Source organism: Crocosphaera sp. (assembly GCF_030064895.1).
In the GTDB taxonomy this organism is placed as follows: domain Bacteria; phylum Cyanobacteriota; class Cyanobacteriia; order Cyanobacteriales; family Microcystaceae; genus Crocosphaera.
This window is the reverse complement of sequence record NZ_JASJEB010000020.1, coordinates 42,849-67,357: the sequence shown is the minus strand read 5'-3', so window position 1 is coordinate 67,357 and position 24,509 is coordinate 42,849. Positions and strand designations below refer to the sequence as shown.

The 24,509-nt window shown below is 37.0% G+C and carries 29 protein-coding genes and 1 pseudogene; 12 read left to right on the top strand and 18 right to left on the bottom strand.

Annotation, left to right across the window (positions count from 1 at the left end):
• Positions 1–190 precede the first annotated feature (190 nt).
• The 4 genes and pseudogenes from QNJ66_RS07840 to QNJ66_RS07825 form a co-directional block, all read right to left on the bottom strand.
• Complete coding sequence (locus QNJ66_RS07840) at positions 191–1,315, bottom strand: hypothetical protein (RefSeq protein WP_300504886.1); 1,125 nt, start codon at positions 1,313–1,315, stop codon at positions 191–193.
• A 13-nt stretch (positions 1,316–1,328) separates the two neighbouring features.
• On the bottom strand, positions 1,329–1,628 hold the full coding sequence (locus QNJ66_RS07835; protein WP_300504883.1) for a hypothetical protein: 300 nt from the start codon (positions 1,626–1,628) through the stop codon (positions 1,329–1,331).
• 28 nt (positions 1,629–1,656) lie between these two features.
• Complete coding sequence (locus QNJ66_RS07830) at positions 1,657–2,313, bottom strand: hypothetical protein (RefSeq protein WP_300504880.1); 657 nt, start codon at positions 2,311–2,313, stop codon at positions 1,657–1,659.
• A gap of 708 nt (positions 2,314–3,021) precedes the next feature.
• Positions 3,022–3,496: pseudogene (locus tag QNJ66_RS07825) on the bottom strand (IS630 family transposase); the annotation flags it as partial.
• A 325-nt stretch (positions 3,497–3,821) separates the two neighbouring features.
• Here QNJ66_RS07825 and QNJ66_RS07820 point away from each other — a divergent pair.
• Positions 3,822–4,160, top strand: coding sequence for a hypothetical protein (locus QNJ66_RS07820; RefSeq protein ID WP_300504877.1), 339 nt, complete (start codon positions 3,822–3,824; stop codon positions 4,158–4,160).
• Between the two features lie 84 nt (positions 4,161–4,244).
• On the opposite strand, the gene QNJ66_RS07815 is transcribed toward QNJ66_RS07820, so the two are convergent.
• Positions 4,245–4,613 carry a hypothetical protein gene (locus QNJ66_RS07815; RefSeq protein WP_300504874.1) on the bottom strand — a complete coding sequence of 123 codons (369 nt, stop codon included), beginning with the start codon at positions 4,611–4,613 and terminating at the stop codon, positions 4,245–4,247.
• 388 nt (positions 4,614–5,001) lie between these two features.
• Complete coding sequence (locus QNJ66_RS07810; RefSeq protein WP_300504871.1) at positions 5,002–6,591, bottom strand: Ppx/GppA phosphatase family protein; 1,590 nt, start codon at positions 6,589–6,591, stop codon at positions 5,002–5,004.
• A 102-nt stretch (positions 6,592–6,693) separates the two neighbouring features.
• Here QNJ66_RS07810 and QNJ66_RS07805 point away from each other — a divergent pair, with 102 nt between their 5' ends.
• The 4 genes from QNJ66_RS07805 to QNJ66_RS07790 are packed head-to-tail and all read left to right on the top strand — an operon-like array spanning position 6,694 to position 9,308.
• Positions 6,694–7,359: an acylneuraminate cytidylyltransferase family protein gene (locus QNJ66_RS07805; RefSeq protein WP_300504868.1), complete on the top strand. Its 666-nt coding sequence runs from the start codon at positions 6,694–6,696 to the stop codon at positions 7,357–7,359.
• A 46-nt stretch (positions 7,360–7,405) separates the two neighbouring features.
• Positions 7,406–7,660 (top strand): DUF2281 domain-containing protein, encoded by a 255-nt coding sequence (locus tag QNJ66_RS07800; RefSeq protein ID WP_300504865.1) that lies wholly within the window; start codon positions 7,406–7,408, stop codon positions 7,658–7,660.
• On the top strand, positions 7,657–8,028 hold the full coding sequence (locus QNJ66_RS07795; protein ID WP_300504862.1) for a type II toxin-antitoxin system VapC family toxin: 372 nt from the start codon (positions 7,657–7,659) through the stop codon (positions 8,026–8,028). Before QNJ66_RS07800 ends, QNJ66_RS07795 begins: the two co-directional genes overlap by 4 nt.
• A gap of 38 nt (positions 8,029–8,066) precedes the next feature.
• Positions 8,067–9,308 carry a lipid-A-disaccharide synthase-related protein gene (locus tag QNJ66_RS07790; protein ID WP_300504859.1) on the top strand — a complete coding sequence of 414 codons (1,242 nt, stop codon included), beginning with the start codon at positions 8,067–8,069 and terminating at the stop codon, positions 9,306–9,308.
• 89 nt (positions 9,309–9,397) lie between these two features.
• Here QNJ66_RS07790 and QNJ66_RS07785 read toward each other — a convergent pair whose 3' ends face one another.
• The 3 genes from QNJ66_RS07785 to QNJ66_RS07775 form a co-directional block, all read right to left on the bottom strand.
• Positions 9,398–10,561, bottom strand: a complete 1,164-nt coding sequence (locus QNJ66_RS07785) for an NDP-sugar synthase (RefSeq protein ID WP_300504891.1) — start codon at positions 10,559–10,561, stop codon at positions 9,398–9,400.
• 125 nt (positions 10,562–10,686) lie between these two features.
• On the bottom strand, positions 10,687–11,490 hold the full coding sequence (locus QNJ66_RS07780) for a segregation/condensation protein A (protein ID WP_300504856.1): 804 nt from the start codon (positions 11,488–11,490) through the stop codon (positions 10,687–10,689).
• 6 nt (positions 11,491–11,496) lie between these two features.
• Positions 11,497–11,814: a DUF4359 domain-containing protein gene (locus QNJ66_RS07775; protein ID WP_300504854.1), complete on the bottom strand. Its 318-nt coding sequence runs from the start codon at positions 11,812–11,814 to the stop codon at positions 11,497–11,499.
• Positions 11,815–11,981: 167 nt separating this feature from the next.
• Here QNJ66_RS07775 and QNJ66_RS07770 point away from each other — a divergent pair, with 167 nt between their 5' ends.
• From QNJ66_RS07770 to QNJ66_RS07760, 3 genes are read left to right on the top strand one after another with little or no spacing between them, the layout of a single operon-like run.
• Positions 11,982–12,644, top strand: coding sequence for a TIGR00266 family protein (locus QNJ66_RS07770; RefSeq protein ID WP_300504851.1), 663 nt, complete (start codon positions 11,982–11,984; stop codon positions 12,642–12,644).
• Between the two features lie 7 nt (positions 12,645–12,651).
• Complete coding sequence (locus QNJ66_RS07765) at positions 12,652–13,344, top strand: TIGR00266 family protein (RefSeq protein WP_300504850.1); 693 nt, start codon at positions 12,652–12,654, stop codon at positions 13,342–13,344.
• A 53-nt stretch (positions 13,345–13,397) separates the two neighbouring features.
• Entirely contained in the window at positions 13,398–14,594 is a 1,197-nt protein-coding gene (locus tag QNJ66_RS07760; RefSeq protein WP_300504849.1) for a DNA double-strand break repair nuclease NurA, read from the top strand.
• 48 nt (positions 14,595–14,642) lie between these two features.
• Here QNJ66_RS07760 and QNJ66_RS07755 read toward each other — a convergent pair whose 3' ends face one another.
• From QNJ66_RS07755 to QNJ66_RS07740, 4 genes are all read right to left on the bottom strand, one after another.
• The gene (locus QNJ66_RS07755; protein WP_300504846.1) at positions 14,643–15,218 is read right to left on the bottom strand and encodes a Uma2 family endonuclease; all 576 of its coding nucleotides are present in this window, start codon (positions 15,216–15,218) and stop codon (positions 14,643–14,645) included.
• An 80-nt stretch (positions 15,219–15,298) separates the two neighbouring features.
• Positions 15,299–15,565 carry a type II toxin-antitoxin system RelE/ParE family toxin gene (locus QNJ66_RS07750; RefSeq protein ID WP_300504845.1) on the bottom strand — a complete coding sequence of 89 codons (267 nt, stop codon included), beginning with the start codon at positions 15,563–15,565 and terminating at the stop codon, positions 15,299–15,301.
• An 8-nt stretch (positions 15,566–15,573) separates the two neighbouring features.
• Entirely contained in the window at positions 15,574–15,810 is a 237-nt protein-coding gene (locus QNJ66_RS07745; protein ID WP_300504843.1) for a hypothetical protein, read from the bottom strand.
• Between the two features lie 271 nt (positions 15,811–16,081).
• Positions 16,082–16,225: a hypothetical protein gene (locus QNJ66_RS07740; protein WP_300504840.1), complete on the bottom strand. Its 144-nt coding sequence runs from the start codon at positions 16,223–16,225 to the stop codon at positions 16,082–16,084.
• A 103-nt stretch (positions 16,226–16,328) separates the two neighbouring features.
• On the opposite strand from QNJ66_RS07740, the gene QNJ66_RS07735 reads away from it, so the two are divergent.
• Positions 16,329–17,318: a hypothetical protein gene (locus tag QNJ66_RS07735; protein WP_300504837.1), complete on the top strand. Its 990-nt coding sequence runs from the start codon at positions 16,329–16,331 to the stop codon at positions 17,316–17,318.
• Positions 17,319–17,382: 64 nt separating this feature from the next.
• Here the strand turns inward: QNJ66_RS07735 and QNJ66_RS07730 are convergent, their stop codons facing one another.
• The 4 genes from QNJ66_RS07730 to QNJ66_RS07715 all read right to left on the bottom strand — a co-directional run bounded on the left by QNJ66_RS07730 (position 17,383) and on the right by QNJ66_RS07715 (position 22,435).
• A complete protein-coding gene (locus QNJ66_RS07730) occupies positions 17,383–17,628 on the bottom strand; it encodes a type II toxin-antitoxin system HicB family antitoxin (RefSeq protein ID WP_300504836.1) in 246 nt (81 codons plus the stop codon).
• 2 nt (positions 17,629–17,630) lie between these two features.
• Complete coding sequence (locus tag QNJ66_RS07725; protein ID WP_300504834.1) at positions 17,631–17,975, bottom strand: helix-turn-helix transcriptional regulator; 345 nt, start codon at positions 17,973–17,975, stop codon at positions 17,631–17,633.
• 22 nt (positions 17,976–17,997) lie between these two features.
• Positions 17,998–18,357: a type II toxin-antitoxin system RelE/ParE family toxin gene (locus QNJ66_RS07720; RefSeq protein ID WP_300504831.1), complete on the bottom strand. Its 360-nt coding sequence runs from the start codon at positions 18,355–18,357 to the stop codon at positions 17,998–18,000.
• 85 nt (positions 18,358–18,442) lie between these two features.
• The gene (locus QNJ66_RS07715; protein WP_300504828.1) at positions 18,443–22,435 is read right to left on the bottom strand and encodes a magnesium chelatase subunit H; all 3,993 of its coding nucleotides are present in this window, start codon (positions 22,433–22,435) and stop codon (positions 18,443–18,445) included.
• A 378-nt stretch (positions 22,436–22,813) separates the two neighbouring features.
• On the opposite strand from QNJ66_RS07715, the gene QNJ66_RS07710 reads away from it, so the two are divergent.
• Genes QNJ66_RS07710 through QNJ66_RS07700 form a run of 3 tightly spaced genes read left to right on the top strand, consistent with a single transcriptional unit; the run spans position 22,814 to position 23,810 of the window.
• Positions 22,814–23,014: a type II toxin-antitoxin system HicB family antitoxin gene (locus QNJ66_RS07710; protein WP_300504826.1), complete on the top strand. Its 201-nt coding sequence runs from the start codon at positions 22,814–22,816 to the stop codon at positions 23,012–23,014.
• A gap of 6 nt (positions 23,015–23,020) precedes the next feature.
• Positions 23,021–23,368, top strand: a complete 348-nt coding sequence (locus QNJ66_RS07705; RefSeq protein WP_300504824.1) for a type II toxin-antitoxin system RelE/ParE family toxin — start codon at positions 23,021–23,023, stop codon at positions 23,366–23,368.
• Positions 23,355–23,810, top strand: coding sequence for a hypothetical protein (locus QNJ66_RS07700; RefSeq protein ID WP_300504821.1), 456 nt, complete (start codon positions 23,355–23,357; stop codon positions 23,808–23,810). The genes QNJ66_RS07705 and QNJ66_RS07700 overlap by 14 nt, the downstream gene beginning before the upstream one ends.
• Before the next feature lie 2 nt (positions 23,811–23,812).
• On the opposite strand, the gene QNJ66_RS07695 is transcribed toward QNJ66_RS07700, so the two are convergent.
• The gene (locus tag QNJ66_RS07695) at positions 23,813–24,463 is read right to left on the bottom strand and encodes a hypothetical protein (RefSeq protein WP_300504820.1); all 651 of its coding nucleotides are present in this window, start codon (positions 24,461–24,463) and stop codon (positions 23,813–23,815) included.
• Positions 24,464–24,509 lie beyond the last annotated feature (46 nt).

The window sequence follows — 24,509 nt, the reverse complement described above, 5'->3', positions numbered from 1 at the left end:
CTAATGGCTTCATCTAGTTTCTGGTATTGCTAGGCGCGTTCCGTTTTTTAATTTTGCTTCTACGACTAGCATTGATTAATTTTCCACCTGGGATATACTTATTTTAACATGGTTTACCCAATTATGGTAGAATTAAATCGCTTTTCATATCGACTTTTCTTGGTGCAAGATGTGAGTCTTACAAACCCCGTTAGGTCGAAATCAGTCCTTCACGAGTAAGAGTAAAATCTTGTTTATAACTACCCTGTTGCAATTTATGGGTAACATTTTTGACGTAATAGAGTCCGTCATAAGTTATCCCCACACCCCGCAAGACCACTAACCGACGTAATCCCAATGGAGTGCCATAGCGGACAACATCAATTTCACCAGTCGCGGTAATCACATTATCAACAGAACTATCTACCATCCCTTGAATATAAGCATCCGCTTCTTTGGTATCCACACCTGTTTGACAAAATCGTCGACTTCTGACAGCCGATTGACTCGATAAAGCCGATTTTTTCGCCAAACGACGGCGATCGCTCTCCGATTCCTTAATTTTTCGGATCTTGTTGGTTTTGCGATCCTGTACGCTTGCCTTGACTTTTGTTGCTGATAAGCCATCATACTGCAAGTTGATGGACTCAACGTTACTAAACGGTCCCATATTGACGGTTAAGGGATCTTGAGGTTGAGACTGTTGTTTTGGCGGTCCCCAATAAGCTGTATTGATACCCGTCGCCGGTCCAGGGGTGACATAAAAAACGAACCCGTAACGTTTCCCTATGTATTGCAAATAGCTAAAATCGGTCTTATTACTCTGTAGCGGAATCCAACTATTGCGAGTGGGTCTATTTTTAAGCCGTGGGTTGATGATGTTTGGCTTTAATCCATACTTGGCATATTGGAGAATGATTTTGCGAGCGATGGTCACTTCATCTTGAGCAACATAGGTTTGAGTTTTTTCTTCTAAGTCCATCATGATACTAATATCTTCCCCAGTGATGGTAAAAGTAGAATCCCCTGGACGCACATTAGGAGATAATTCTCGGTTGGTAATCATCCCATCCATTAACACTTGAGGTTTAGCTCCAATGGTGACAACTAGAATGACTCGATTAAAAACCTCTAATAACGGACTTTTAATCATTTGATAGTCTTTTGAATCCTTATTTCCTGCTCGTCCCACTCGGAAAACAATTTGAAATCCCGATTTTCCATCGTCGCTTTGTGTCACTTCTACAGACTCAAGCTCTTCTAGGAGAAATTTTGGAATGGGACGAGGTAAGGTTTTGCCAATGAGGACAGTTAAATTCGTTCCCAGTAGTGCCATAACTTAAAATTATCTAGATTTGCGGTAGGGGAATGCGTAATACTCTTCCAATCTCAGTCTCAGCCGTTAAACTGTCTGGGTTCATGGCATTATTGGCATCACATACCTGCCAAAATTGTTCAGAGTCCCCCAAGGTTCTAAACGTAATCAAATCGAGGCGAGCGCCTTGTATAACGGTTACTTCTTCTAATAACGGTAAAGTTTCTCCTTGAGGTAAAAACCGCCGACGCTTATAAGCGATAGGTATTCCCTGTTTACCGGTATATTCTGCTGTTTCTAGATTGTAATAACGACTGCTAAACTCAAAAGCCATAATCAATTTCCCTATAAGATAAACACGATTAAAAACCAGGTAAAGGACGTTCTATATTCGCCAAACTCGCCACACTTCCTTTCCCTGCCATCTCTGTCTTGAGAGTATGATGGACAAAGAATAAATTAGAACCAAAACTGCCCCACGGCAGATCGTTATAACTGAGAACTCGCAAATCAAGCGTTACCTTGGCACGAATAGGGTTGAGGTTAACATCATAAGCTTCCTCAGTAATATTAAAATTTTGGATACGAACGGGCAAAATTCTTTTTATTCCCCACACTAACAGGGTCATGGGAGCTTCTGCTGGAACGATCTCTTTGGTGCCAAAATTCGCCGCTAACATCCGTTGCGTAACCTGTGTGATTTTGGGATAAATTAGAGTTTCTAAGGCAGCGAGTTCCGGATACACTCCATCAGAGACCGCCACAGCTTCTGCTTCTTCGAGTCGATCAGTAGCATCGAGTTCAAGATCAAATTTAATCGTCTCAATGGGAGCATCTTCCAGACGTAAAGCTTCTGTGCGTGAACTATCTTCTCCCCCAGCAATTTGAGGAGCAAGACTACGGGTGAGGGTTTCTGGATTATATTGAAAGACTAGGGTACTAACAACTACTTTAGTAGAGGGATCAATCCCTACTAAGGCTCCTTTGAGCAATTGGGGAGAAACTTGAAAGCTAGTCACAGTAATTTCACCAGTCAAAAGTATAAAATATAACACCTCAAATCCGCCCGGTGTTAGCCCTGAGCGAAGTCGAAGGGCTAAAAGTAAGAGGATTCAATGAATGATAGTTTTTTGTTGGTCTTCTTCATAAATGAAGAAGTTTTAAACCATTATCGGGCATATATTTATAGCAATAGACAGGCTAGTTAGGACACATAAATTATATTTTAAGGGAACAGGGAACAGGGAACAGGGAACAGAAAAATGTCCTAATAGCTTTGGCGACTGCTATATTTTTGCTTTTTGCCTTTTGATTTTTACCTTTGCCCGAAGGGCGGGGTAACGTCCTGCTATGGCTTAATTGCACAATTGTACAGTTTTGTTGCAAATTAGTCAATGATTCTCGGTGTTGTCAATGATAAAGTTATATGATGGTAAGGAAGCAAGTTTTGCAGAGAAACCGTTATGCGAATCATTATTTTTTGGTCATTTGTCTTTGTTATTGTGTTTCCATTTCTGTTAGGCTTTTTTGCTCAACTGTTTAAAAGATTGGCAAAAAAATATTCTTCTTCTCCCACAATAGGCAATGGTAATGAAACATCAAAAATTACATCAACAGGCTAACAAGTCCCAGAGTGATATCCATCCCAGTAAAGGATGGTTAAAGAAGCGAGAAAGCCAACAAACCACAGAACATGGGGAAGATACCCCTGTGGTGGCCAGATCGGGTTTAATAGGAAACCAATAATGTTCAATTTCATTGAGGTCTGGTGAATAGGGTGGTAAGTATTGTAATTCACAATCAACAGACTCAATTAATTGTCTAATTTTTTCTCCCTTGTGAAAAGTCGCATTATCTAAGATTACTATTTGACCTGGTTTGAGATTTGGAATGAGCATAGTTTCTAACCATTTTTGAAACACATCACGATTACAAGACCCTTCAAATGTTAAAGGTGCTATTAACTTACCTTCGCACAATCCACTCATAATACTTACTCTCAGACTTCTTTTTCCAGATTTTAAATCATAAAATCTTTTTCCTTTTTCATTCCACCCATATCCATAATCTTCTCTATTATCTATTCGGAGATTCATCAATATATACTAATTCTTCTTTTTTCCTTTTTTTGATTTTTGTTCTAAATTCTTGTCTTTTCTTCTCATCTCTCTCTCGATATCCGTAAGTTTTTTTTTCCTAGATACTACATTTTGAAGTGCGGAATGTGGGTTTTAATGGAGATACCGGTCAAGGTCATGGTTCTAGTCATCAAGGATGGACAACACTGGTTACTAATTTAATTTATGAAGTGGCAAAAAGCAAGTCACAGGCAAACCGTTAATCCTTGATGATAGTTAAAGGTTGATATTATCCACCATCTCCAGGTTAGTTATCATTAGTTTGCTTGGGTGGGTAATCAATCAAAATTTATCAATTGTTCTTTGAGTTATCTTGTTTTACCCACCCTACACCGCTTAATAGTAAAATTAGGTTTGATTAAAAAATTCACACAATAAGCAATCTCGCTATGGATGATCGCAAAAAACGTATTCTCGAACACTTAAAACAGAGTGCCGATGTAAGTTCCTATATCTCCGCGAAAAAAACCTCTCAAACTAAACCAACTGCTCCTCCTACTCCTGAACCAACTTCAACACTGGAGACATCTCCAGAAGCAGAGAAAACTCCAGAAGCGGAGACATCTCCAGAACCATTACCAGTATCAAAAACCATCGTCAAAGATAGTCGTAAGCAAAAAATTATGGCTCATGTCAACAGTAGTAGTGCTAACTTTGGTAAATTTTCTCTAGAAGATAATGGCAAGAAAAAGAAAATTGAGGAGCATATCCGCAAAAGTTTAAGTTAACAATGTGTTTAGACTTGACTAATACCCTGTTAAAGCGAATTTGAGAGCTTAACAGGGTGTTATGGATTAATTAAAACATCTTTTTTAATTTAATGCCTTTACTAAAATTCGCATTAAAAGTTCTAAATCTTCAGGAACTCGATAGGTTTCTAGTCCTTGTTCGAGGTGTTTTTTCTGAGGTAATAATTGACCAAATTGCCAAATATTACCAATGGTTACAGCCCCTAATATGTTAGCTTTATTTTGATTATTTTTCCACTGATTTAAGGCGATTAATTGCACAGCTAGTTGATTAAAACCATATTCTAAATCTCCTTTTTTAGCTTCAATAATAATTAAGGAACGATCGGTATAAATAAAATAATCTAAATAGCCTTGTAATTGTTCAGAAACTTTAAGAGAGTATTCAATTCTTAGTTGAGCATTAGTATAGTGAACTAGATCAGTAATCACAGGAGAAATAAGAATTTCTCGTCTAGCTGCTTCTGTACTCAGACTTACATTGGGTAAAATTTCTGTAATGCGATCGCTTAATTGTTCTAGTCTATCTAACTGTCCTGAATATTTAGGTAAGTTAAGTCTTTTTCGAGAAAAAGTATAACCAAAATCAGCTACTATAGCAATAGACAGGCTAGTTAGGACACATAAATTATATTTTAAGGGAACAGGGAACAGGGAACAGGGAACAGAAAAATGTCCTAATAGCTTTGGCGACTGCTATAATTCATCCGCTTCTGCCTTCAATTCAAAAATTTTACTAAAGGTATATGATTGATTAGAATCGAGAATTTTCATTGTAAATTTATCTCCCAAACATAGATTCTTTTATGATTAGATAAAACTATATTTTAGATTCTAGGGTTGCCATAATTTTTAAATTATATAAGTCTTCAAAAACAACTTTTTTATAACCTAAATTCCATAATTCTAAGGAACAATCATCTTTAGGATTAGAAGGAATAATATGTAAATGTAGTTTTTTGTATTCTTGATCGTACTTACAATCAATGTCTTTAATTGCTCCAATTTGTCGACGATCTAAAGCCACAGCAAGGCGTAAAATTGCACTTAATTGTTTAACTTGTTTACGGTAATTATCCGGTAATTTACTGTAAGCAGTGTGTTTTTTCTTGGGTGTACTTTTTCGGTGATAACGGGCAATATTGGCAATGGTTTCAATTTCTATTTCTGTAAAGCCTAATAATTCTGCATTACGAATCAAATAATAAGAGTGTTTATGATGGGATGAATGACTAATATAAACCCCACAATTATGTAAAATAGCTGCTGACCATAATAATTCTCGTTCTCTTTGTTTCCAGTTATGAAGCGTACCTGATAATTGATCAAATAAACTAACAGCAAAAGTAGCAACCCGTTCAGCATAACCAAGATCAACTTTATATTTTCGAGCAATTTTATAAACACTTCTTTGACGCACTTCTGTTTGAAAACTTAATCTATTTTCGATTAAGCCATTATTTAACATCCAATCAACAATCATTCCCTCTCTTAATGCCCTTTCACAAATAGTAATAGTTTCTAGCTCTAACATAGTCATTGCTTCTAAAAGAATAACCGCACCAGCAACAATAATTTCCGCCCTTTTTTCCGCCATTCCTGATATATTCACCCGTTCTTCGTAGGTCAAAGAAACAAATTGTTTGACCATATCTTTGAGGTCTTGACGACTCATTTGATACCCTTGTAAGGGACTGGGTAATTCTCCCAAAGTTTGCATTGCATGGATAGTTACCAACGTTTCAATGGTTCCTGATGTGCCGACTGCTTGGGGTATTTCTTCTGGTTTAAGTTTGCGTTTAACTTCATCGATAGGCCGCTCTAACATTCCCCGTACATAAGCCTGTAAATAGGTTAATTCTTTTTTATCGATGGGATCAGTGCTGATAAAATCATTAGTGAGACGGACTGCCCCTACTTTCGTACTGCTTAAAAATCGGGGTTCTTGGGAATCAGCAAGGACAATTTCCGTGGAACCGCCGCCAATATCAATGATAACGTGGGGTTTTTCCTGGAAATCCATCCCCGATAACACCCCTAAATAGATGCGACGGGCTTCTTCATACCCAGAAATTAAATTGATGGTGATGCCTATTTCTGCTTGTACCTGCCAGATAAAGTCTAACCCATTGGGAGCTTCTCTGGTGGCACTGGTGGCGGCGGCAATGATATATTCTACGTTGAAACTATCTGCTAGGTCTTTACATCTTCGTAAAGAAGCCAAGGAACGCTTAATGGCCGCTTCGCTCAAGTTACCTGTTTTGGGATCTCGCTCTCCTAAACGGACGGTATCCTTTTCCCGTGAAATAATGGTAAAAGCAGGGAGGGTTTTATCAATTTCCACAACTACCATGTGAATGGAATTAGTGCCAATATCGATCGCTGCTATTGTACAAGTTTCTTCAGACATTCTCTTTTTTGATGGAACGTTGGTAGTAAGCATTACAGCTTAAGGACTATAAAATGATTAAGTGTTTCTCTGTTGTTATTATTGATCAAAAAAGGTGTAGCCATGACAACTATTGCTATTATTCCGGCGCGTGGAGGCTCAAAAGGGGTTCCCCGTAAAAATATTCGTCTTTTGGCAGGGAAACCCTTAATTGCTTATTCTATCGAGGATGCTCAAGAGTCTACCTCGGTTGATCAAGTGTATGTTTCCACGGATGATCCGGAAATTGCTAATATTTCGGCTGAATATGGGGCAAAAATCATCAATCGTCCGGCTGAGTTTGCTAATGATACGGCTTCCTCTGAGTCTGCTTTAATTCATGGCCTAAAAGCATTAGAAGATCAAAATATTAATCCAGACTTATTGGTATTTTTACAATGTACATCTCCTATTAGAACCGGTGTCGAAATTGATCAAGCGATCGCTAAACTAAAAAATGAGCAAGGGGACTCTCTGGTATCGGTTTCTCCGTCTCATCGTTTTCTCTGGGAAGAAGTGAATGGGGTTGCTAAGTCTATTAATTATGATTATCGTCACCGTCCCCGTCGTCAAGATATGAACCCCCAATATGTAGAAAATGGGTCAATTTATGTGTTTAAACCCTGGGTACTCAAAGAAAATAAAAACCGACTCGGCGGCAAAATATCTCTCTATGTTATGAGTGAAATAGCTGCGGTAGAAATTGATTCTCTGGAGGATTTTCAGATGATAGAATTTTTGATGGGTTAATCTGAGAGTATTAGCTAAAATTAAGTTAAATTAAGGAGAAAATACCATGTTATCCCTAGAAGCAGCTATTGAAAAAATTAAGCAACTTCCTCCGAAAGAACAACAAGAAGTGTTTAAATTTATTGAATTTATAGACTTTAAAAACCAACAGGAAAGCCAAATAGAAAATAGTGTCTTTTCTGGTCAAACGACGGAAAAATTAGAACAAGAAAACTTCTTTTCTCTAGCAGGAATTTGGGAAAACAGAGAGATTGATATTCACTCGCTTCGTAAACAAGTTTGGAGAGAAGAAAGCAAATGATTTTGTGTGATACAAATATCATTATTGAATTCTATAAAAATCAGCCATTGGTTATTTCTCAATTGCGTAATATAGGGAGCAGAAATTTAGCCATTAGTGTAATTACTGAAGCTGAGTTGTATTATGGAGCATTAAATAAACAAGAATTAAATAGAATCAGCACCAACTTAAAACAGTTACATATTCTGCCAATAGATAAAGCAATCTCAACACAGTTTATTAAACTTATGCAAAAATATACTTTAAGTCATAAATTAACTATTCCTGATGCTCTGATTGCTGCTACTGCAATAGTCCACAAAATTGAATTATATACACTCAATAAGAAAGATTTTACCTTCATTGAGAGTTTAAATTTATACTCTTAATGATTACATTTTCGAGATAAAAATATAAGGTTAAAATTATGGAAATTTTAGTTATTAGTAATGGTCATGGAGAAGATGTTATTGCAGTATCTATTGCTCAAGAATTGAGACAGTTTCCCGACATTACTAAAATTTCTGCCTTACCCTTAGTTGGGAAAGGTTATGCTTACGAAAAAGCCAATATTCCTATCATTGGTACAGTGAAAACTATGCCATCTGGAGGGTTTAATCAAGATATTAATCAATTATGGCGTGATTTTAACGGTGGATTATTAAACCTAACTTATCATCAATATAAAACTATAAAACGATGGGGAGAAAATGGGGGCAAAATATTAGCAGTGGGTGATATTCTTCCTCTATTATTTGCTTGGTTAAGTGGTGGTGAGTTTGCTTTTGTGGGAACGGCGAAATCAGAATATTATCTACGAGATGAAACACGGTGGTTGACTTCTACATCCTTTCTTGAACGTTGGCTAGGATCGATGTATTTTCCTTGGGAACGTTGGTTAATGAATCGTTTGACTTGTTGCGGTGTTTTTGTCAGGGATAGCCTTACTGCTCAAATTTTAGAGAAATTCTCTATTCCTGTTTATGACTTAGGCAACCCCATGATGGATAATTTTTCGGTTAATAAATCCCTAACTTTTCCATCGGAAACTGAAACTTTAATCATTCTTTTATTACCAGGTTCAAGGATGCCAGAAGCACAAAATAATTGGCAATTAATCCTGCAAGCTGTTGATAGTATCAAAGCAGTTTTTTCTCAGCGATCGCTATTATTTTTAGCAGCTATTACCCCTAGTTTTAATTCTATTCCTTTTCAAGAAGATTTGATAGATAAGAATTGGCAAAAAGAAGCAAAAAATACTTACAATTTATCAATTTCAGATCCTCAAGCTATTTTATTCACTCAGGGTGAAACTTCCTTAATTCTTACTCAACAAGCTTATCAAACTTGTTTACAATTGTCCCATGTTGGTATTGCCATGGCCGGGACAGCTACAGAACAATTTGTGGGGTTAGGTAAACCCGTGATTAGCTTCCCTGGAAACGGTCCCCAGTTTACTAAAAAATTTGCTCAAAATCAAACTCGTCTTTTAGGGTGTTCCGTGACTTTAGTAGATACACCTCAACAAGTGGGAGATTCCTTAACTCAATTAATAAAAGATCCCAAAAAATTAGAAAACATTGCCAAGAATGGACAAAAACGCCTGGGAAAACCAGGGGCAGCACAAAGAATTGCTAATTGTTTAGTTAATAAGTGTTTTAACTCATGATCACCCCTGACTGCAAAAAAGATGATTTTTCAGGAGAAAATCATTTGACTCCGAACTCCGAACTCCGAACTCCAAACTCCGAACCCAGGTCACTGGTTTTGATTAAGTAATTCTGCGATCGCCTGTTGTGGTATTTGGCTATCATCGGGGAAGATTTGACGAGAATCAGTAATTAACCAATCTAAGGCCGCTTGCTGTACATCAATGGCCGCCCCTGTTTTATCCACACAGTAGCGTCCAAAGACCAATTTATCCACTAAACGCACCCCTGGACCAAGACGAGAATATTCAAAAATGACGCTATTATCCACCGTTGCGCCGCTACAAACCAGACAATTGGGGCCAATCATACTAGGGCCAATAATAGTCGCCCCATCTTCGATATGAGTCATTCCACCAATATAAACAGGCCCTTGAATATTAACCTTATCCCAATTAACTGCCACGTTTAACCCCGTATAAATTCCTGGTTTAACCTCAATTCCAGGAATTTGCACATTTTTGATGTCTCTTTTTAAAACACCGCGAACAGCGTGCCAATAATCAGGAACCTTCCCAATATCCACCCATTCAAAATCCATACTCACCGCATAAAACGGCGCACCTTTTTCAACTAACATGGGGAATAATTCACCACCGATGTCATATTTCTGATTGGGGGGAATATAATTAATAATTTCCGGTTCAAAGATATAAATCCCTGTATTAATATTAGTGCTGAGGGCTTCTTCTACAGAGGGTTTTTCCTGGAAAGTTTGAATTCTTCCCTCCTCATCGGTTACCACTACCCCATAACTCGATACTACTTCTTTGGGAACCGATTTTGTGACAATAGTAGCGATCGCACCTTTTTCCCTATGATATTTAACGGCGGCAGTTAAATCCAAATCGATAAGAGCATCACCACATAAAACGATAAAGGTATCATCAAAAAAGGGATTAAAATCTTGAATTCGTTTTAACCCACCGGCTGATCCCAACGCTTCACCTACCAAGTCACCATCAACAATTTTCCCTTCAAAAGAATAGCCGATTTGAACACCAAATCTTTGGCCATCACGGAAATAACTTTCAATTTCTTCGGCCAGATGGCTAACATTGACCATTATTTCATCAAAACCATGCTGTCGCAAAAGTTCTAGCAAAAACTCCATCACAGGCTTTTGCAAAATGGGAATTAACGGTTTAGGGATGGTATGGGTAATGGGACGAACGCGAGTTCCTTTCCCAGCGGCCAGAATCATGGCTTTCATTAATAATCTTTCCTCAATCTTCGCCACAGGTATTTAAGGTGACACTGCTTAGTTTACCATTAAGTTTTGCTAAATTCGGATAACGATTTTAAATCAGTTAATGGTTAATCGTTCAATAATATAACTCAAAGCACTTGAATGGTGAGGTCTTGATAAAATTCCTCTTGAGATAATTCGACTTTGGATTGAGAGGAGAGGAGTAATAAAGCCCAAAAGACCCCAACTCGATCTTGTTTATGGTCGTCGTGGGGAGGGTTAAGTTGATGCCATTGGTGTAATAAGTCGTCTAAATCTAGTTTTCGTTCTATTTCGGGTGAATTTGGCCACTGTTGGGCGAAAAAAACTTCTAATTGTTGGGCTAATTCCGTTAAATTTTCCTGGTGTGCCAATTGAGTCACCATTTTCATGGCTTCTCGTTGGGAATGGGGTTTAGGGGTTGCTTTGCGACGACGAGGGGGCCCTGCTGTTTCTATTTCTTCGGCAATTTCTTCGATATGAGTGATTAACTCTTGCAGGGTAACACGACGTTGACGAGGAGGACGGGCGGCAGTTCTACGACGAAGATGTTTTTCTAGGTCGGAAATACGGAACTGTCTATGTCCCTCTTCCGTCATTTCTTCTGGGTCGCAAGGTAATTCTGGCTCACTCTGGTCGCTTTCTAGTTGTTCTAAAGAATCGGCTTTGAAACGGACTAGCATCGATGCCCATAAAAAAGCTTGTCCTGACTTGGGTAAAGTGGCTTGTTCGTAAATGTTATCTCCATAGTCGTTGATGCCTAATTCTTGCAAAAAGCGATCGATAACATCAATTACTTGAACGTCCCAAGGATCGATTTCTCCCTGTTGGGCTAAATTAATCAGGGTTTCGATAACTTCTGTGGCCTGATTGGTTTTGATTGGGTTTAAAATAGGGGTGGGGCTGTTAGTCATGGTTTACTAAAATTTATCAGCTTGATAGGTGTAAAATTGCTGAAATACCCCGATGGTTCCAAATTCGTAATTGGGAACTGGAGAGGGCAAAAGCAGTTCTGTTTCATAAACACTAAATAACAAGTAGTTTTGGCGAATGGTTTTATTAGCGATAACCCGCTTCATGTGAGGTTTTCCAGTATCAACAAGGGTTTTGCAATGACTAGCGAGAAAACTGCCTAACCCTCCCGATGCTTGTGAACACAGTTCTTGCTTTAAATAGCTGCTGAGGGTATCGGTTGCATAACTTTCGTAATCTATCTGTCCAGGGTTTGTTAATACCATGCTGGTTCCCAGGCCAATGAGACTGACTCCGCCAACAACTTTGATTATGTGTAGTATGTTCATGTCATTTTGCCATCGCTATCAACACTGAAATAATTTTAAATAATTTTTTCCGTTTAATTATAGCTTTGTTCTTCTGCTTCTGTTTTTCCCTTCCCCTGTTCAACATGAAAGTTAAAATTATTAATGAGCGAGAAAGTTCCATAGCTCGTATTCTCTTGAAAAATGATCAAACATTGATAACTCAAGCAGGAACTTTGGTAGCTATGCGTGGCAATGTGAGTATCAGTACTAGCTTCCGTCGAAGTTCAGCTAAGGGCAAATCATCTAATACAAAGATAATTGCCACAGAATCCCTGTTTTTAACAGAATTTTGCGGTTTAAACGATACAAATGAGGTTTTGTTGGCTTCTGCTATGATTGGGAATATTGTCGTTCATAGCATTAAAAAGTATAAACTTGTGGTTGTTGCCTCTGCTTATTTGGCCTGCGATGGCACCATGACTTTATTTTTTGGTATTCCAGAAATTAAATTTCCCTCTGAAAATCAGACTTTAACTTTATTAAGTCTGACAGGAAAAGGTGAAGTCTTACTCAATGGGTTAGGTGCAATTTATTTGATTGAAGTTGAAGAAGAGTATTGGGTAAAGGTTGAGCATTTAGTTGCTTTTGAAAATAGTCTAAAATATGAAGTTAAAGAACTTAAGGAAAAATGGTGGCAAAAACCCAAAATCTTCATAAAATTTAGGGGAGAGGGCAAGTTATACTGTCAAACCCATCAGGGAAAAAATTGGGGCTATTTAATCGCTAAGAAATTAAAATCTAAGTAAACAATAAATGTCAACTAATCAACACCTTGAATATCAAATTAATAACGACCCTGATTCTGCATATTTAATGATTAAATTAAAGTCTTCAGACAAGGCTTTTGTTAAAATATCTGCCTTGAATATTAGAGATGCTTCTATTCAAATCGGTAAAGCTGTTATGAATGATTCTTTAGATTTAAACCTTAATTTTTCTCTGACTTCTAATTTAACTATTCATGAAATAACCGCTCCTAAGTTACCTGGTAGTGTTTATTTAATTCCTGATGTTCTTGGTTCTATACAACATCATTATTTAGATGGAGAATCGGGAATAATTACTCAAATATTTTCTTTTTTGGCTTGTAGTGAAAAAGTTCAATTGAGAGTGATATCGTCTCCCAATATTAAGCCAATTAGTGAACGGGATTCCTTTTTTTTACATCTTTTGGGAACGGGAGACTTATGGTTAAATTATTATGGTAATATTCAGGAAATTTCAGTTAAAGGAAACTATATTATTAATCTCAGTTATTTAGTGGCTTTTGAAGATACACTAAACTATGAAATTAAACAGCTTCAAAATTTGTCGGTGTCGGGGGTACATATAGGAACCGTAGGAGAACATAATCTATTTTGCCATTTTAAAGGTATTGGTAAAATCTGGATACAATCTCGTCATCGTTATGCTTTATTAAATTTTTTTGCCCCTTTTATTCATTAAATTTACTAGAATTTTATGGAGTATTATAATAATAATGAGGAGAAAAAATTCTTATGTTAGACATCGCTAAACTAGCAGGAAAAATCCCAGGAATTAGTCAGCATTTTCAACAAGAAATGAACGCTAGTTCCCAACGTCTGGAACTGGCAAAAACTATATTAAAACAAGCACAAAATAAACAAGAAGAATTACTCGAACTTTACCAAACTTGGAGCGATCGCCTCATTTTTTCTGCTGCTATACCTATGGAACCTTTGGACACTCGCATAACAATTGTTCCTCCTCCTTACAGTCATAGTGTCTTTGCTACAGATGGCTCACAAATTGCTCCCTCTCACCACGAAATTGCCTATTGTTATCTAATTAATGTGGGAAGGGTAATGCTTCATTATGGACAAAATTTACACCCTTTATTAGATAGTTTACCAGAGGTTTATTATCGTCCCGAAGACCTTTATGTTTCGAGACAATGGGGTATTAGGACAGAAGAATGGTTAGGATATCGCCGAAGCGTTTTAGAGGCCGAATGTTTAGCGGAAATGGCCTGTGGTTGGGTTAAACCGCCAGGGGCCCACCATGAACCCAATTTAAGCATGGTAGATGGCTCATTAGTCTATTGGTTTTTGGACGGTTTGGCCCATGATGCTCGTGATTTAATTTTAGTGCCTATTCAAGAGGCTTGGGAACAATTAAAGGCTGCACGTATTCCTTTGATGGGGTATCTTAGTGCCTCCCGTAGTGTGGAAGCTGTCAACTTTTTGCGTCTTCATAACTGTACCTTTGACACGCCAAACTGTATTATGAATTGTCTGGACTTGGGGGAAGAAAAGGCCCCTTGTCAGATGATTGAACCTTTACGAGATACGACGTTATGGGGGGAAAGTCTGCAACCTGGAGAACGGGGACCTCTCTGGAAAAGTTCGGCCCGTATTCTCGATCTTTATGATGAAGCGCAACGCATCTATTTTTGTTACGTTAATGTAGGAACGGAAATTGCTAGGGTAGAAGTGCCGGCCTGGGTGGTTGAAGATCAAGAGTTATTCGATCAGGCTTTGGGGATTATGTTAGCACAGGTAAGTAAAGGGTTTGGCTATCCTGTTGCCTTAGCTGAGTCTCATAACCAAGCAGTGATCCGAGGTGGCGATCGCGTTCGTTTTTTTGCGTTATTGGAACAACAAATGATTCGGGTTGGTTTACACAATGTGGGAACTTCTTATAAAGAGGCGAGAAAAAGAGGCAGTATTGCTTAGAATTATATTATTTTAACAACCTAGAAGGTTGTGTTACTGTTGATATTTTTACCAAATTAATTCTAAATTTAAAACAAAATTAGGTAAGATATCTTCTCCTGATAAGGTGGTGGGATTATCTAATATTTCTACTTGTTTTTTTTGTCGATAAATTTCTACTTGTTTATCTTTTCGATTAATTAACCAACCTAATTTTGTTCCATTTTCTATATATTCTTGCATTTTCTCTTGTAAAGATTTTAAACTATCACTGGGAGAACGTAATTCAATGACAAAATCAGGACATAAAGGCAGGAACTTTTGACGTTGTTTTAATGTTAAATTATTCCATTTATCTAAAGTTATCCAAGAAGCATCTGGGGATCTATCTGCACCATTTGGTAACTTGAAACCTCCAGAAGATTCAAAAACTTTACCTAGTTTATATTGTTTATTCCATAGTCTCAATTGAAAATTAATTTCAGAATTACGCTCACTTGTTTCTCCTCCTGTTGGTGCCATAATCATCATATCTCCCTTACTATTTCTTTCAAACCGTAAATCACGGTTATCTTGACAAAGTTTATAGAATTGTTCATCTGTCAGTTGACAAGAATCAAACTTAATTTCTAGAGGATTAATCATAACTTATTCACCTCAATTATCAAATCACAATTCAATATTACCAAATTAATTCTAAATTTAATCATTATTATTTCCATTTTTTATAATTTTTTATATACTTTACTACGATGACCAATTTTAATGACCAAAATTACTAAAATATTATTCTCAACCCGATAAATAATTCGATAGTCTCCTATTCTTATTATTAACCTTCCCTCCCCATTTTTGAGTTGTTTCACGTCAGGAGAATAAGGATCTATTTTTAATTTTTCAAGTTTATTGCTGATTCTTTCTTGAATGTTTCTGGGAAGTTTTTCAAGTTCTTTCTTAGCACTTTTCAGGAACTCTATTTTATATTCTGTCATGTTTGAGATTATAATCCTAAATCTTGTTTTATATCTTCCCAGGAAATTCTTTCTTGATTGTCAGGATCATTTTCCGCTATGATAGCATCTCGAACATCTAATAAGTCTTCTAACGTTTCTGTATCAATAACGGTTAATTTTCCTTGACTAATTTCTTGTAAAAGTTCATCAACAGATAAGTTGAACTGATTAGCAAGTTTACTAATACCTGTAAAAATATCTTGAGATAAGGTAACTTGAATCATGAGAGTTTAAAAAAGTTATAATTAATAACAGTTTAGCACAATTATTTCTATAGAACTGCCAATTTTAAGCCGATAATTCAGGAATATATTGATCTTAATAATTTTCAATTAATACTCCTATTACTTCCATTAATGATGCTAAGGGATGAGATTCATTTTCACCTACGACATCAATTAATTCGTCCAAAAATTTTACTAATCTTTGATATTCTGCTTCGGTATGCTGATGTTGCTTTAATTTGTTCTATATCAGGAGTAAATGATTCTTGTGTCATGATAAGTTAAACCCTCTCTTTTCCTCGTTAATGGTTGCTTCGGTTGCTGCTATAGTCGCTTGAGTCTCATCAATAGAACGTTCCAATAACTCCAACATAGCACGACTTGCATTAGGTTGAGTTTCAGCAATTCTACCCATAATAGTATGTAATCTATACCGTCTTTTTCCGTCTTTTTGATGCTGTCATTTTCATAATGAACTCGTACCATTGAGGTTATAAATATTGAATCTTTTTAATTTTATGAGTCGAACACATCAAGCTCCTCAAACACCTTCCCCTATGCCTAAAAAGCCTAATTGGTTCTTAATTTTAACAATTATAGGAACTGTTTTAACTGCTGGTAGTGTATTAGTCGGTTTAATCGGTATTCCAGAGTTTAGATGCTTTTTGCTAAACTTAAGTTGTCCCCCTCAATCAATTACACAAAAACCCACTGAATCAATTACACAAAAACCCACTGAATCAATTACACAAGAAAAAGTTGAACTATATACAAGAACAGAATCAGGGGAACTTTTAGGAGGAGTAGAAGTTACTGTGATGGGTTCAAGTGGACCACCTGAAATGACATACACAGATGATAATGGTTATGGTACCGTTAAGATTCCCAGTAAAGGAAATGTTCGTGTTGTTTTAACTAAGTCAGGCTATCCGACGCAGAACGTTACGATCAATTTAGAAAATGAACAAGACCTAGCCAGAACAATTCGAATGAGTCAGTCTGGTCAACCTGAAGTCATACCATCTTCAAAAACACCATCAGTCGATACTTGGGAAGCAACTGCAACTCCTCGCGACACGACGATTATTGAAGCAGTTGAAAACCAATTTATGAAAATGCAAATTAGTGGAATTAGCAAAAACCAAAATGGAAGGATAATGCTAGGTTTTGTTATTACCAATAAAACTAACGAAGACCTGTATTTGGCAGTAAATCGGGAGAGGAATAGAGGCACTATTACTGATAATTTTGGCCAGACTTGTAGTGATCGAGGTCTTCAAGGTTTAGCTTCGGTTCGATCTTCCGCCAATCAACCAGATTATTTTACTCTAATCAGTCCTGGTTCAACAATTACAGTCGGTCAAACAGATTGTGAATTCCCTACTAGTACCGAGTTTAATGCTAGTTTTCCTTTAGTTCGTTATCAACGCAGTACAACAAATCCTGCGGGAGAACATACCAAGTTTTCTGTAGGATTTAGGGGACTTAAACTTCCTTCAAATCAGTGAGATAACCTATTTTGTAGGGTGTATTAACGAAGTGTAATACACCTTATTTAATTAAAAATATCAACTATTTCCTTGATGGTAAAGGAATCTCTTTTTTGCCACTATTATAAACTGTCTCTATCCATAATTCTCTTGCTTCTTCAATATTAATAACAACTTCTTCTAAGGTTTCCCCTTGAGTTATACATCCTGGTAAGTCAGGAATTAAAGCAGTATATCCTCCTTCATCTTCAGGATAAATTGAAATAGGATATTTTAGGTATAAAAAATAGTCTAGATATAGATTTTCTGAGTCTTTATTATGTTTCATTTTTAACTTACCATCACGTTAGATTCTGTATCAGTAACTGTAAGCTTTCCTGAGACAGACGAGGTATTTTTGACAACAATTTCTACATCTTTACCTAACGCTTTCAAAAATCGAATTAAATCATCAGTAGAAAATTTTAATAGTTTTCCTTTTTCTAATTCTATTACTTGAGAAGGTTCTATGCTTAATAATTTAGCAACTTCTTCATCAGTCAATTGTCTCTGCTGAATAATTAAATTAATTTGTCTAGTCAATTCAGCTTTAGCTAACATTTCATCAGCATTTTCAAAGCCTAAGTCTTCAAAAATATTTCCGCTACCAGAGTAAAAGTTAATTTCTTGATTCATGATTTCTCCTGCTAGTTAAAGATTAGTTAGCATAATAGTCTTGATAGTGTTGTTGAGCTTGTTTAAGTCTTCTTTTGACTAAATCAATTTCCTGTTTAGGAGTGGTAATTCCCTGTTTGGATTTTTTTTGAAAAGCGTGTAAGACATAAATGACTCCTTCTAGTTTAACAGTATAAACGGCTCGGTAGGCATTGCCATCAAAATTTTCTACAATTTCAATAACTCCTGCACCTTTAAATCCTTTTAAGGGTTTACAAGAACTATATAACATCCCTGTTTGTGCTAGATACAAAGCGTATCCCATATCGGACTGTACTTCTTGAGGAAACTGTTTTAAGTCATCCAAAGAACTACCCATCCATTCTACAGGTTTTATATTCATTGTTCATTATCATAATTTTGCTTAAAGATGTTTTTAATGGACAATAAATTTAAAAGTTAAGGTGGGCATTGCCCACCCTACTATGTTATTCTACACCTTCAATTCTGTCCTCAACTTCCTGGTACAATTCCTGTAACCTTTCTAAGTTTTCTTCGGAGGTTTCCCAATAACCTCGTCCGTTAACTTCGAGTAATGTACCGACCATTTTACGGAAAGAATTAGGGTTTAAATTCATCAGACGTTTACACATTTCTTCGTCTTCAATGAAGGTTGTATTTACGTCTTCATACACCCAGTTATCAACTGCGTCTGCGGTTGCACTCCATCCCATTGTATTCACTAAACGCTTAGAAAGTTCCCTCACACCTTCGTAACCATGAGATAACATTCCTTCGTACCATTTAGGGTTTAATAACTTGGTACGCGCGTCTAAACGGACGGTTTCAGAAAGGGTGCGAACTTGTGCATTAGCAGTGGTTGTATCCGCAATATAAGCAGATGGTTTTCTACCATCATCCCGTAACTTAGCGACAACTTTTGTGGGATCAGAATCAAAGTAATGGGAAACATCGGTTAAACTAATTTCCGATGAATCTAAGTTTTGGAAGGTTGCATCTGCCGTTTTTAACGCTGATTCAAACACTTTTCGGTTATCTTTCATGATACCAGGGTTATCTGAATCGAATGCGAAACTTTTACGGTTGAGATACATATCTTGTAACTCTTTTTCTTCTTCCCAACTGCTATTTTCTACCGCTAAGTTTACGTTGGAAGAGTAGGAACCCGAAGCGTTGGAAAATATACGGGTAGCAGCTTCACGGAGGTTAATTCCCATGTCGTCTGCTTGCTGTAATGCGTGTTTACGAACATAGTTCATTTCGATAGGTTCGTCTGCTTCTGCTGCCATTTTAACCGCTTGATCTAAGAGGTTCATTTGGTTAATAAAGAGGTCACGGAACACCCCAGAACAGTTGACCACTACATCAATACGAGGTCGTCCTAATTCTTCGAGGGAAATTAATTCTAATTTATTGACCCTTCCTAATGCGTCGGGTACGGGTTTAACTCCTACCATCCACATAATTTGTGCTAGGGACTCACCATAGGTTTTGATGTTGTCTGTTCCCCATAATACACAAGCAATGGTCTCAGGATAATTACCGCCATTATCTATTTTTTGACGGGCAATTAAACGATCTACTACTATTTTTGCAGATTTGACAGCAGCGAGTGTAGGAATGGACTGAGGATCTAACGCATGGATGTTTTTACCAGTAGGTAAAACGTTGGGGTTGCGGATAGGATCACCACCGGGACCAGGTAATACATATTCCCCTTCTAATGCTTTTAGTAACCCTCCTAATTCATTATCGGCACAAACCTGTTCTAAACAAAATTCGAGGTACTCAAACAGTGGTTTTAACTTATCTTGATCGACATTTGTGTAACTCAAATCGTGTAAAGTTTCTACCCAAGGGGCTTTTTTACCTAAGTTTAAAAAGTTCAGTTTAGATACAAGAGAGACTCTTCCTTCTGCATCTACCTGGGTTTTAACTAAAGATGCCACTGCTTCACGGGTTGCTAATGTGATTTGTTGTAGCAATTCTACATCTTCTAAAATTCCCCGATCGCTGTTTTGATAGACTTCTTCAATATCTCGGTCTAAACTGTCAGCAATAATGCGAGGTAAGGAAGTAATTCCTTCTTCTTCTCGGTCTAAGGATGCGATGTTTACCAAAGTTGCGATCGCTTCTTCTGCGGTGGGAGGTTTACCGACAACATGGAGTCCACAGGGAAGTAAACGAGATTCAATTTCCATCAATTTTCGATAGACCAAACCGACGATATTATCTCGTTCTTCTTGGTTCATATCTTTAGCATCAGTATCAGGTAATTCAATATCCTGATCTAAATTAACTAAGCGACATTTATCCATGATGGTGTTAACAATAGGAACACCACGACCGCCATCTTTTAAGGTTTGATAGGAACCTATTAACTCACTTAATTCTTGCAGTCCTTTGTATAACCCTGCATTCTCAGCCGGTGGAGTCAAATAAGAGATAGTTTCTGCATAGCTACGACGTTTTGCAATTGTCGCTTCACTGGGATTATTAGCTGCATAATAATATAAGTTAGGAATGCTACCAATGAGACTATCGGGATAACATTCACCTGACATTCCCATCTGTTTTCCTGGCATAAATTCTAGCGATCCATGGGTTCCAAAATGGAGGACAGCATCTGCTTTCCAAACTTGGTTTAAATAGGTGTAATAAGCAGCAAAACCATGATGAGGACTTGCGGATCTTGAGAATAGTAACCGCATGGGATCACCTTCGTATCCAAAGGTGGGTTGTACCCCAATAAAGACGTTACCAAAGTGTTTCCCATAGATGAGTAAATTTTGGCCATCGCTGTTTAAATGTCCTGGTGGTGGTCCCCAGTTTTCCTCTAAACGGACAGAATAAGGGGTTAAGCGTTCGTATTGCTCTACAGACATCCGATGGGCTATATTTAACTCAGGAGAAGCATATTGTGCTTGTGCGTCGTGTATGACGGCTTCCATGAGTTCTTTCGGAGAGTCAGGAATTTCCTGTACATCGTAACCATTACCCTGTAAGGCTTTGATTACTTCGTAAATTGAGCCAAATACGTCTAAATATGCTGCTGTTCCCACATTTCCTTTATCGGGTGGGAAACTAAACACGGTTATAGCTACTTTTTTGTTTAGTTTAGGCTTCTTCCTTAAGGTAGCCCATTTCATAGCTCGTTGGGCTACTGCTTCGATACGATCTTGAAGTGCGATCGCCCGGCCTGTATTTCCGTCCCGTCCTGACATTATAATGGGTTCGATGGCACCGTCTAATTCAGGGATGGCTATTTGCAACGCAACTTGGATGGGATGTAACCCGAGATCGCTTTTTTCCCATTCCTCTGTGGTTTGGAAGACCAAGGGTAACGCACACATATAGGGACGGTTGAGGCGTTTTAATGATTCTATCGCTTTGGGATGATCTTGACGCGCTGGACCACCTACTAATGCGAAACCGGTTAATGATACTACAGTATCAACAGTAGCAACGGGTTCCACTCCTTTAACTGTGTTGTCCCAGAAATAAGCTTCCACTGGTTTGGAGAAGTCTAACCCTCCGGCAAACACAGGGATAACTTTTGCCCCCATACATTCTAATTCTTGCACCATTGCGACATAATGTGCATCGTCTCCGGTGACAAGATGGGTTCGTTGTAAAATAAGTCCGATACAAGGGGCCAAGGGGTCTTTTAAGTCATCGGAAATATCGCTACGACTGTTATACCATTCCAGATAGGAGGGAACATCTTCAAACATCTGCATGGACAAAGGATGCCATATTCCCATGTCAGGATAAACCACAGGCTCTTTGTAGTCAACCTCTTTATCCTCGAAAAGATCGGGATAGGAATATTTATGAGCTAACATGACTAAGAAGTTCTCTAAGTTCTCAGAAGACCCTCCTAACCAATATTGGAAACTTAACATAAAGTTGCGAGCATCTTGCGCTTTTTCCACTGGCAGATATTTCAAAACTTGAGGCAGTGTTCGCAATAACTTTAACATAGCATCCTGGAAACTGGCCCCAGAATTTTCTTTGCGTTTGCGCATAAACTGGGCGATCGCACTTTTGGACTGTCCCAACTGGGCCATGGAAAAGCTACCCAACTTATTTAAGCGCATTACTTGGGGCATTGAAGGGAATACCAATACTGCATCTAGGTTATCACGATGGGGCTTCACCGCTTCAACCACTTTATCTGCTAGGTCTTCGATGAAAATTAAAGAAGCGATAAATAAGTTCGCTTCTGCCACATCTCTTTGAAATTCTGCGTAATTTTCGGGGTTTCTTAACTCTTCAATTAAATAGCCACTGATTTCGATGGCTAGATTAGGATTATTCTTATTAATAGCATTAACTGCTGCGGAAAGGGAACTCTGATATTGAGGTTCTAACACCACATAGACCACCTTTAGCAAAGAACGACCATTAGTTCCCTCTGGAACGATATGGCGAATGGTGGACTTGACATGGGTAAACATATATGGTATGGCTCCTTTGTTTTTATTAAGGTCTGAAACGGTGGGGAATCTAGCAACATCGGCTAAGAAAGTTGCCCGCCAAAATCAATTAGCTCTCTATGTGTTTGTATCAGAAAACGACACCCAATGGATTGTTTCATGGATAATTTGACACATTTTGTAAAGAAAAATGACATATTTTGTTACAAATATTGACAAATTTTCTGAGTGTTTACTCAAGTTTATATTTACAAAAGTTATTTATTTTAGGATTGACAATTTTACGTTTAAGTGTATTTAATTCAATTATTGATGAAAGACAATAGATAATATAGATTGGAAAGCATTTCTATTTTAAACGATTAGTTATAATAGTAAAAATTAATCTCGAAAATATTAATGACAATGCAAACAATACAACAATTTACAGAAATTATTGAAAGAGAAGGAGATGGTTATGTATCTCTTTGTCCAGAGTTAGATATTGCTAGTCAAGGAGAGACAATAGAAGAAGTAAGAGACAATTTAAAAGAAGCAGTTGAGTTGTTTTTAGAAGTTGCTGATACGTCAGAAATTAACACAAGACTTAAAACTGCTTAAAATCTCATGGAAAACCAACCTAAACAAATTTTAATCTATAAAACTTCAGAGGGTAAAGTTCCTTTTGAGGAATGGTTAAATAAATTGAAAGATGGTAAAACAAGAGCTAAAATAAAAACAAGGTTAACCAGGGTCACATTAGGAAATTTAGGAGATTATAAATCAGTAGGAGACGGAGTTTGTGAACTGAGGATAAACTATGGAAAAGGTTATAGAATTTATTTTGCTCAAAAAGGTTCAATTTTGATTATCCTATTATGTGGAGGTGATAAAGACAGTCAACAAAAAGACATTAGACAAGCGAAACAATACTGGTTAGATTATCAAAGGAATCAAGGAAATGACAAAGACTAAAAACTATCATCAATATTTAATAGAATCTTTAAAAGATTCCACAGAAGCAACCGCTTATCTTTGGGCAATTTTACAAGAAGAAAACCCCGAAACTGAACTATTAAAAATCGCCTTAGAAAACATCTTAGAAGCTTTAGGAGAAACTCAATTATCTCCTCATGAAATACAACTACAGAAAAATAAAATTGATGACTTATTAAATCAATCAGGAAGCGATGTAATTTACAGTTTAGCTAGTTGGTTAAATAAGTTAGGTTTAGAGTTAACTGTTACTGTTTCTGAAGATTCCTCTTTAATTGATGAACAGGAATCTCAAGATAATGTAAATCATGGACAACCGTTTCAAATTTTGCCCTTAAAATCCCAAAAACCTAGACCAAAATTCGGAAGTGCAAAAGGTTTAATTGAAATGTCAGATGATTTTGATGAATATACACAGTAAAATTATAGATGTCCATTTTTTCGTAAAGCATCCACAATTTTTAAAATTTCTTTTGTTGGTATTTCTGTAAAATTTGGTTTTAGAGGTATGTGATCATAACTATCATCTGAATTTAAAAACAGCTTCCGATTATTTTCACTTAATAATTCGTGAGCTATCTTCATGACTAAATTATAAATAGTAACAGGATTTGTTGTTCTTCCAGTAAACTCTGCTTGTTTAGTAGGATTTTTTGCAAGATGATATTTGCTGAGACTCTGTAGCTGAAAGGTAAGCAATTTTATATTTTCTTGCTCGTTTTCATTTAAACTATAATCAGAATCATTAAGCATTTTTAAAAGATCATGTCCACCGTGTAATCCCTTAACCTTGTTGTTCTTATCAATATAAATTTTTTCTTTCTCAATTAAATGACTTTTTACCAAGTTTTCCAATGCTAATCCTAAAAGAAGTGATGCAGCACTGCTGACACTTGCCCATGCTTCAAAAGGATGGTATTGTAACTTTGAGTAATTATTAATTACGTCATTACCAGTATTAAAAAGACCATTACTTATTCCTATCAAGTAGTTGGCTGCAATCATTAATTCCCGTGATTTTTTCACCCATCTAGTTACATCTAAAAAGTATTCATTGAATAATTCCTGTTTCACGGTTTATCTCCTTGATACCTCAAGTATATTGCTATCTTGCTACTCA

Excerpts from the sequence above, each read along its gene's own strand:
- QNJ66_RS07840 (WP_300504886.1), bottom strand. The coding sequence starts at position 1,315 with ATGGCACTACTGGGAACGAATTTAACTGTCCTCATTGGCAAAACCTTA.
- QNJ66_RS07835 (WP_300504883.1), bottom strand. The coding sequence starts at position 1,628 with ATGGCTTTTGAGTTTAGCAGTCGTTATTACAATCTAGAAACAGCAGAA.
- QNJ66_RS07820 (WP_300504877.1), top strand. The coding sequence starts at position 3,822 with ATGGATGATCGCAAAAAACGTATTCTCGAACACTTAAAACAGAGTGCC.
- QNJ66_RS07810 (WP_300504871.1), bottom strand. The coding sequence starts at position 6,591 with ATGTCTGAAGAAACTTGTACAATAGCAGCGATCGATATTGGCACTAAT.
- QNJ66_RS07805 (WP_300504868.1), top strand. The coding sequence starts at position 6,694 with ATGACAACTATTGCTATTATTCCGGCGCGTGGAGGCTCAAAAGGGGTT.
- QNJ66_RS07800 (WP_300504865.1), top strand. The coding sequence starts at position 7,406 with ATGTTATCCCTAGAAGCAGCTATTGAAAAAATTAAGCAACTTCCTCCG.
- QNJ66_RS07795 (WP_300504862.1), top strand. The coding sequence starts at position 7,657 with ATGATTTTGTGTGATACAAATATCATTATTGAATTCTATAAAAATCAG.
- QNJ66_RS07790 (WP_300504859.1), top strand. The coding sequence starts at position 8,067 with ATGGAAATTTTAGTTATTAGTAATGGTCATGGAGAAGATGTTATTGCA.
- QNJ66_RS07785 (WP_300504891.1), bottom strand. The coding sequence starts at position 10,561 with ATGAAAGCCATGATTCTGGCCGCTGGGAAAGGAACTCGCGTTCGTCCC.
- QNJ66_RS07780 (WP_300504856.1), bottom strand. The coding sequence starts at position 11,490 with ATGACTAACAGCCCCACCCCTATTTTAAACCCAATCAAAACCAATCAG.
- QNJ66_RS07775 (WP_300504854.1), bottom strand. The coding sequence starts at position 11,814 with ATGGTATTAACAAACCCTGGACAGATAGATTACGAAAGTTATGCAACC.
- QNJ66_RS07770 (WP_300504851.1), top strand. The coding sequence starts at position 11,982 with ATGAAAGTTAAAATTATTAATGAGCGAGAAAGTTCCATAGCTCGTATT.
- QNJ66_RS07765 (WP_300504850.1), top strand. The coding sequence starts at position 12,652 with ATGTCAACTAATCAACACCTTGAATATCAAATTAATAACGACCCTGAT.
- QNJ66_RS07760 (WP_300504849.1), top strand. The coding sequence starts at position 13,398 with ATGTTAGACATCGCTAAACTAGCAGGAAAAATCCCAGGAATTAGTCAG.
- QNJ66_RS07755 (WP_300504846.1), bottom strand. The coding sequence starts at position 15,218 with ATGATTAATCCTCTAGAAATTAAGTTTGATTCTTGTCAACTGACAGAT.
- QNJ66_RS07750 (WP_300504845.1), bottom strand. The coding sequence starts at position 15,565 with ATGACAGAATATAAAATAGAGTTCCTGAAAAGTGCTAAGAAAGAACTT.
- QNJ66_RS07745 (WP_300504843.1), bottom strand. The coding sequence starts at position 15,810 with ATGATTCAAGTTACCTTATCTCAAGATATTTTTACAGGTATTAGTAAA.
- QNJ66_RS07740 (WP_300504840.1), bottom strand. The coding sequence starts at position 16,225 with ATGGGTAGAATTGCTGAAACTCAACCTAATGCAAGTCGTGCTATGTTG.
- QNJ66_RS07735 (WP_300504837.1), top strand. The coding sequence starts at position 16,329 with ATGAGTCGAACACATCAAGCTCCTCAAACACCTTCCCCTATGCCTAAA.
- QNJ66_RS07730 (WP_300504836.1), bottom strand. The coding sequence starts at position 17,628 with ATGAAACATAATAAAGACTCAGAAAATCTATATCTAGACTATTTTTTA.
- QNJ66_RS07725 (WP_300504834.1), bottom strand. The coding sequence starts at position 17,975 with ATGAATCAAGAAATTAACTTTTACTCTGGTAGCGGAAATATTTTTGAA.
- QNJ66_RS07720 (WP_300504831.1), bottom strand. The coding sequence starts at position 18,357 with ATGAATATAAAACCTGTAGAATGGATGGGTAGTTCTTTGGATGACTTA.
- QNJ66_RS07715 (WP_300504828.1), bottom strand. The coding sequence starts at position 22,435 with ATGTTTACCCATGTCAAGTCCACCATTCGCCATATCGTTCCAGAGGGA.
- QNJ66_RS07710 (WP_300504826.1), top strand. The coding sequence starts at position 22,814 with ATGACAATGCAAACAATACAACAATTTACAGAAATTATTGAAAGAGAA.
- QNJ66_RS07705 (WP_300504824.1), top strand. The coding sequence starts at position 23,021 with ATGGAAAACCAACCTAAACAAATTTTAATCTATAAAACTTCAGAGGGT.
- QNJ66_RS07700 (WP_300504821.1), top strand. The coding sequence starts at position 23,355 with ATGACAAAGACTAAAAACTATCATCAATATTTAATAGAATCTTTAAAA.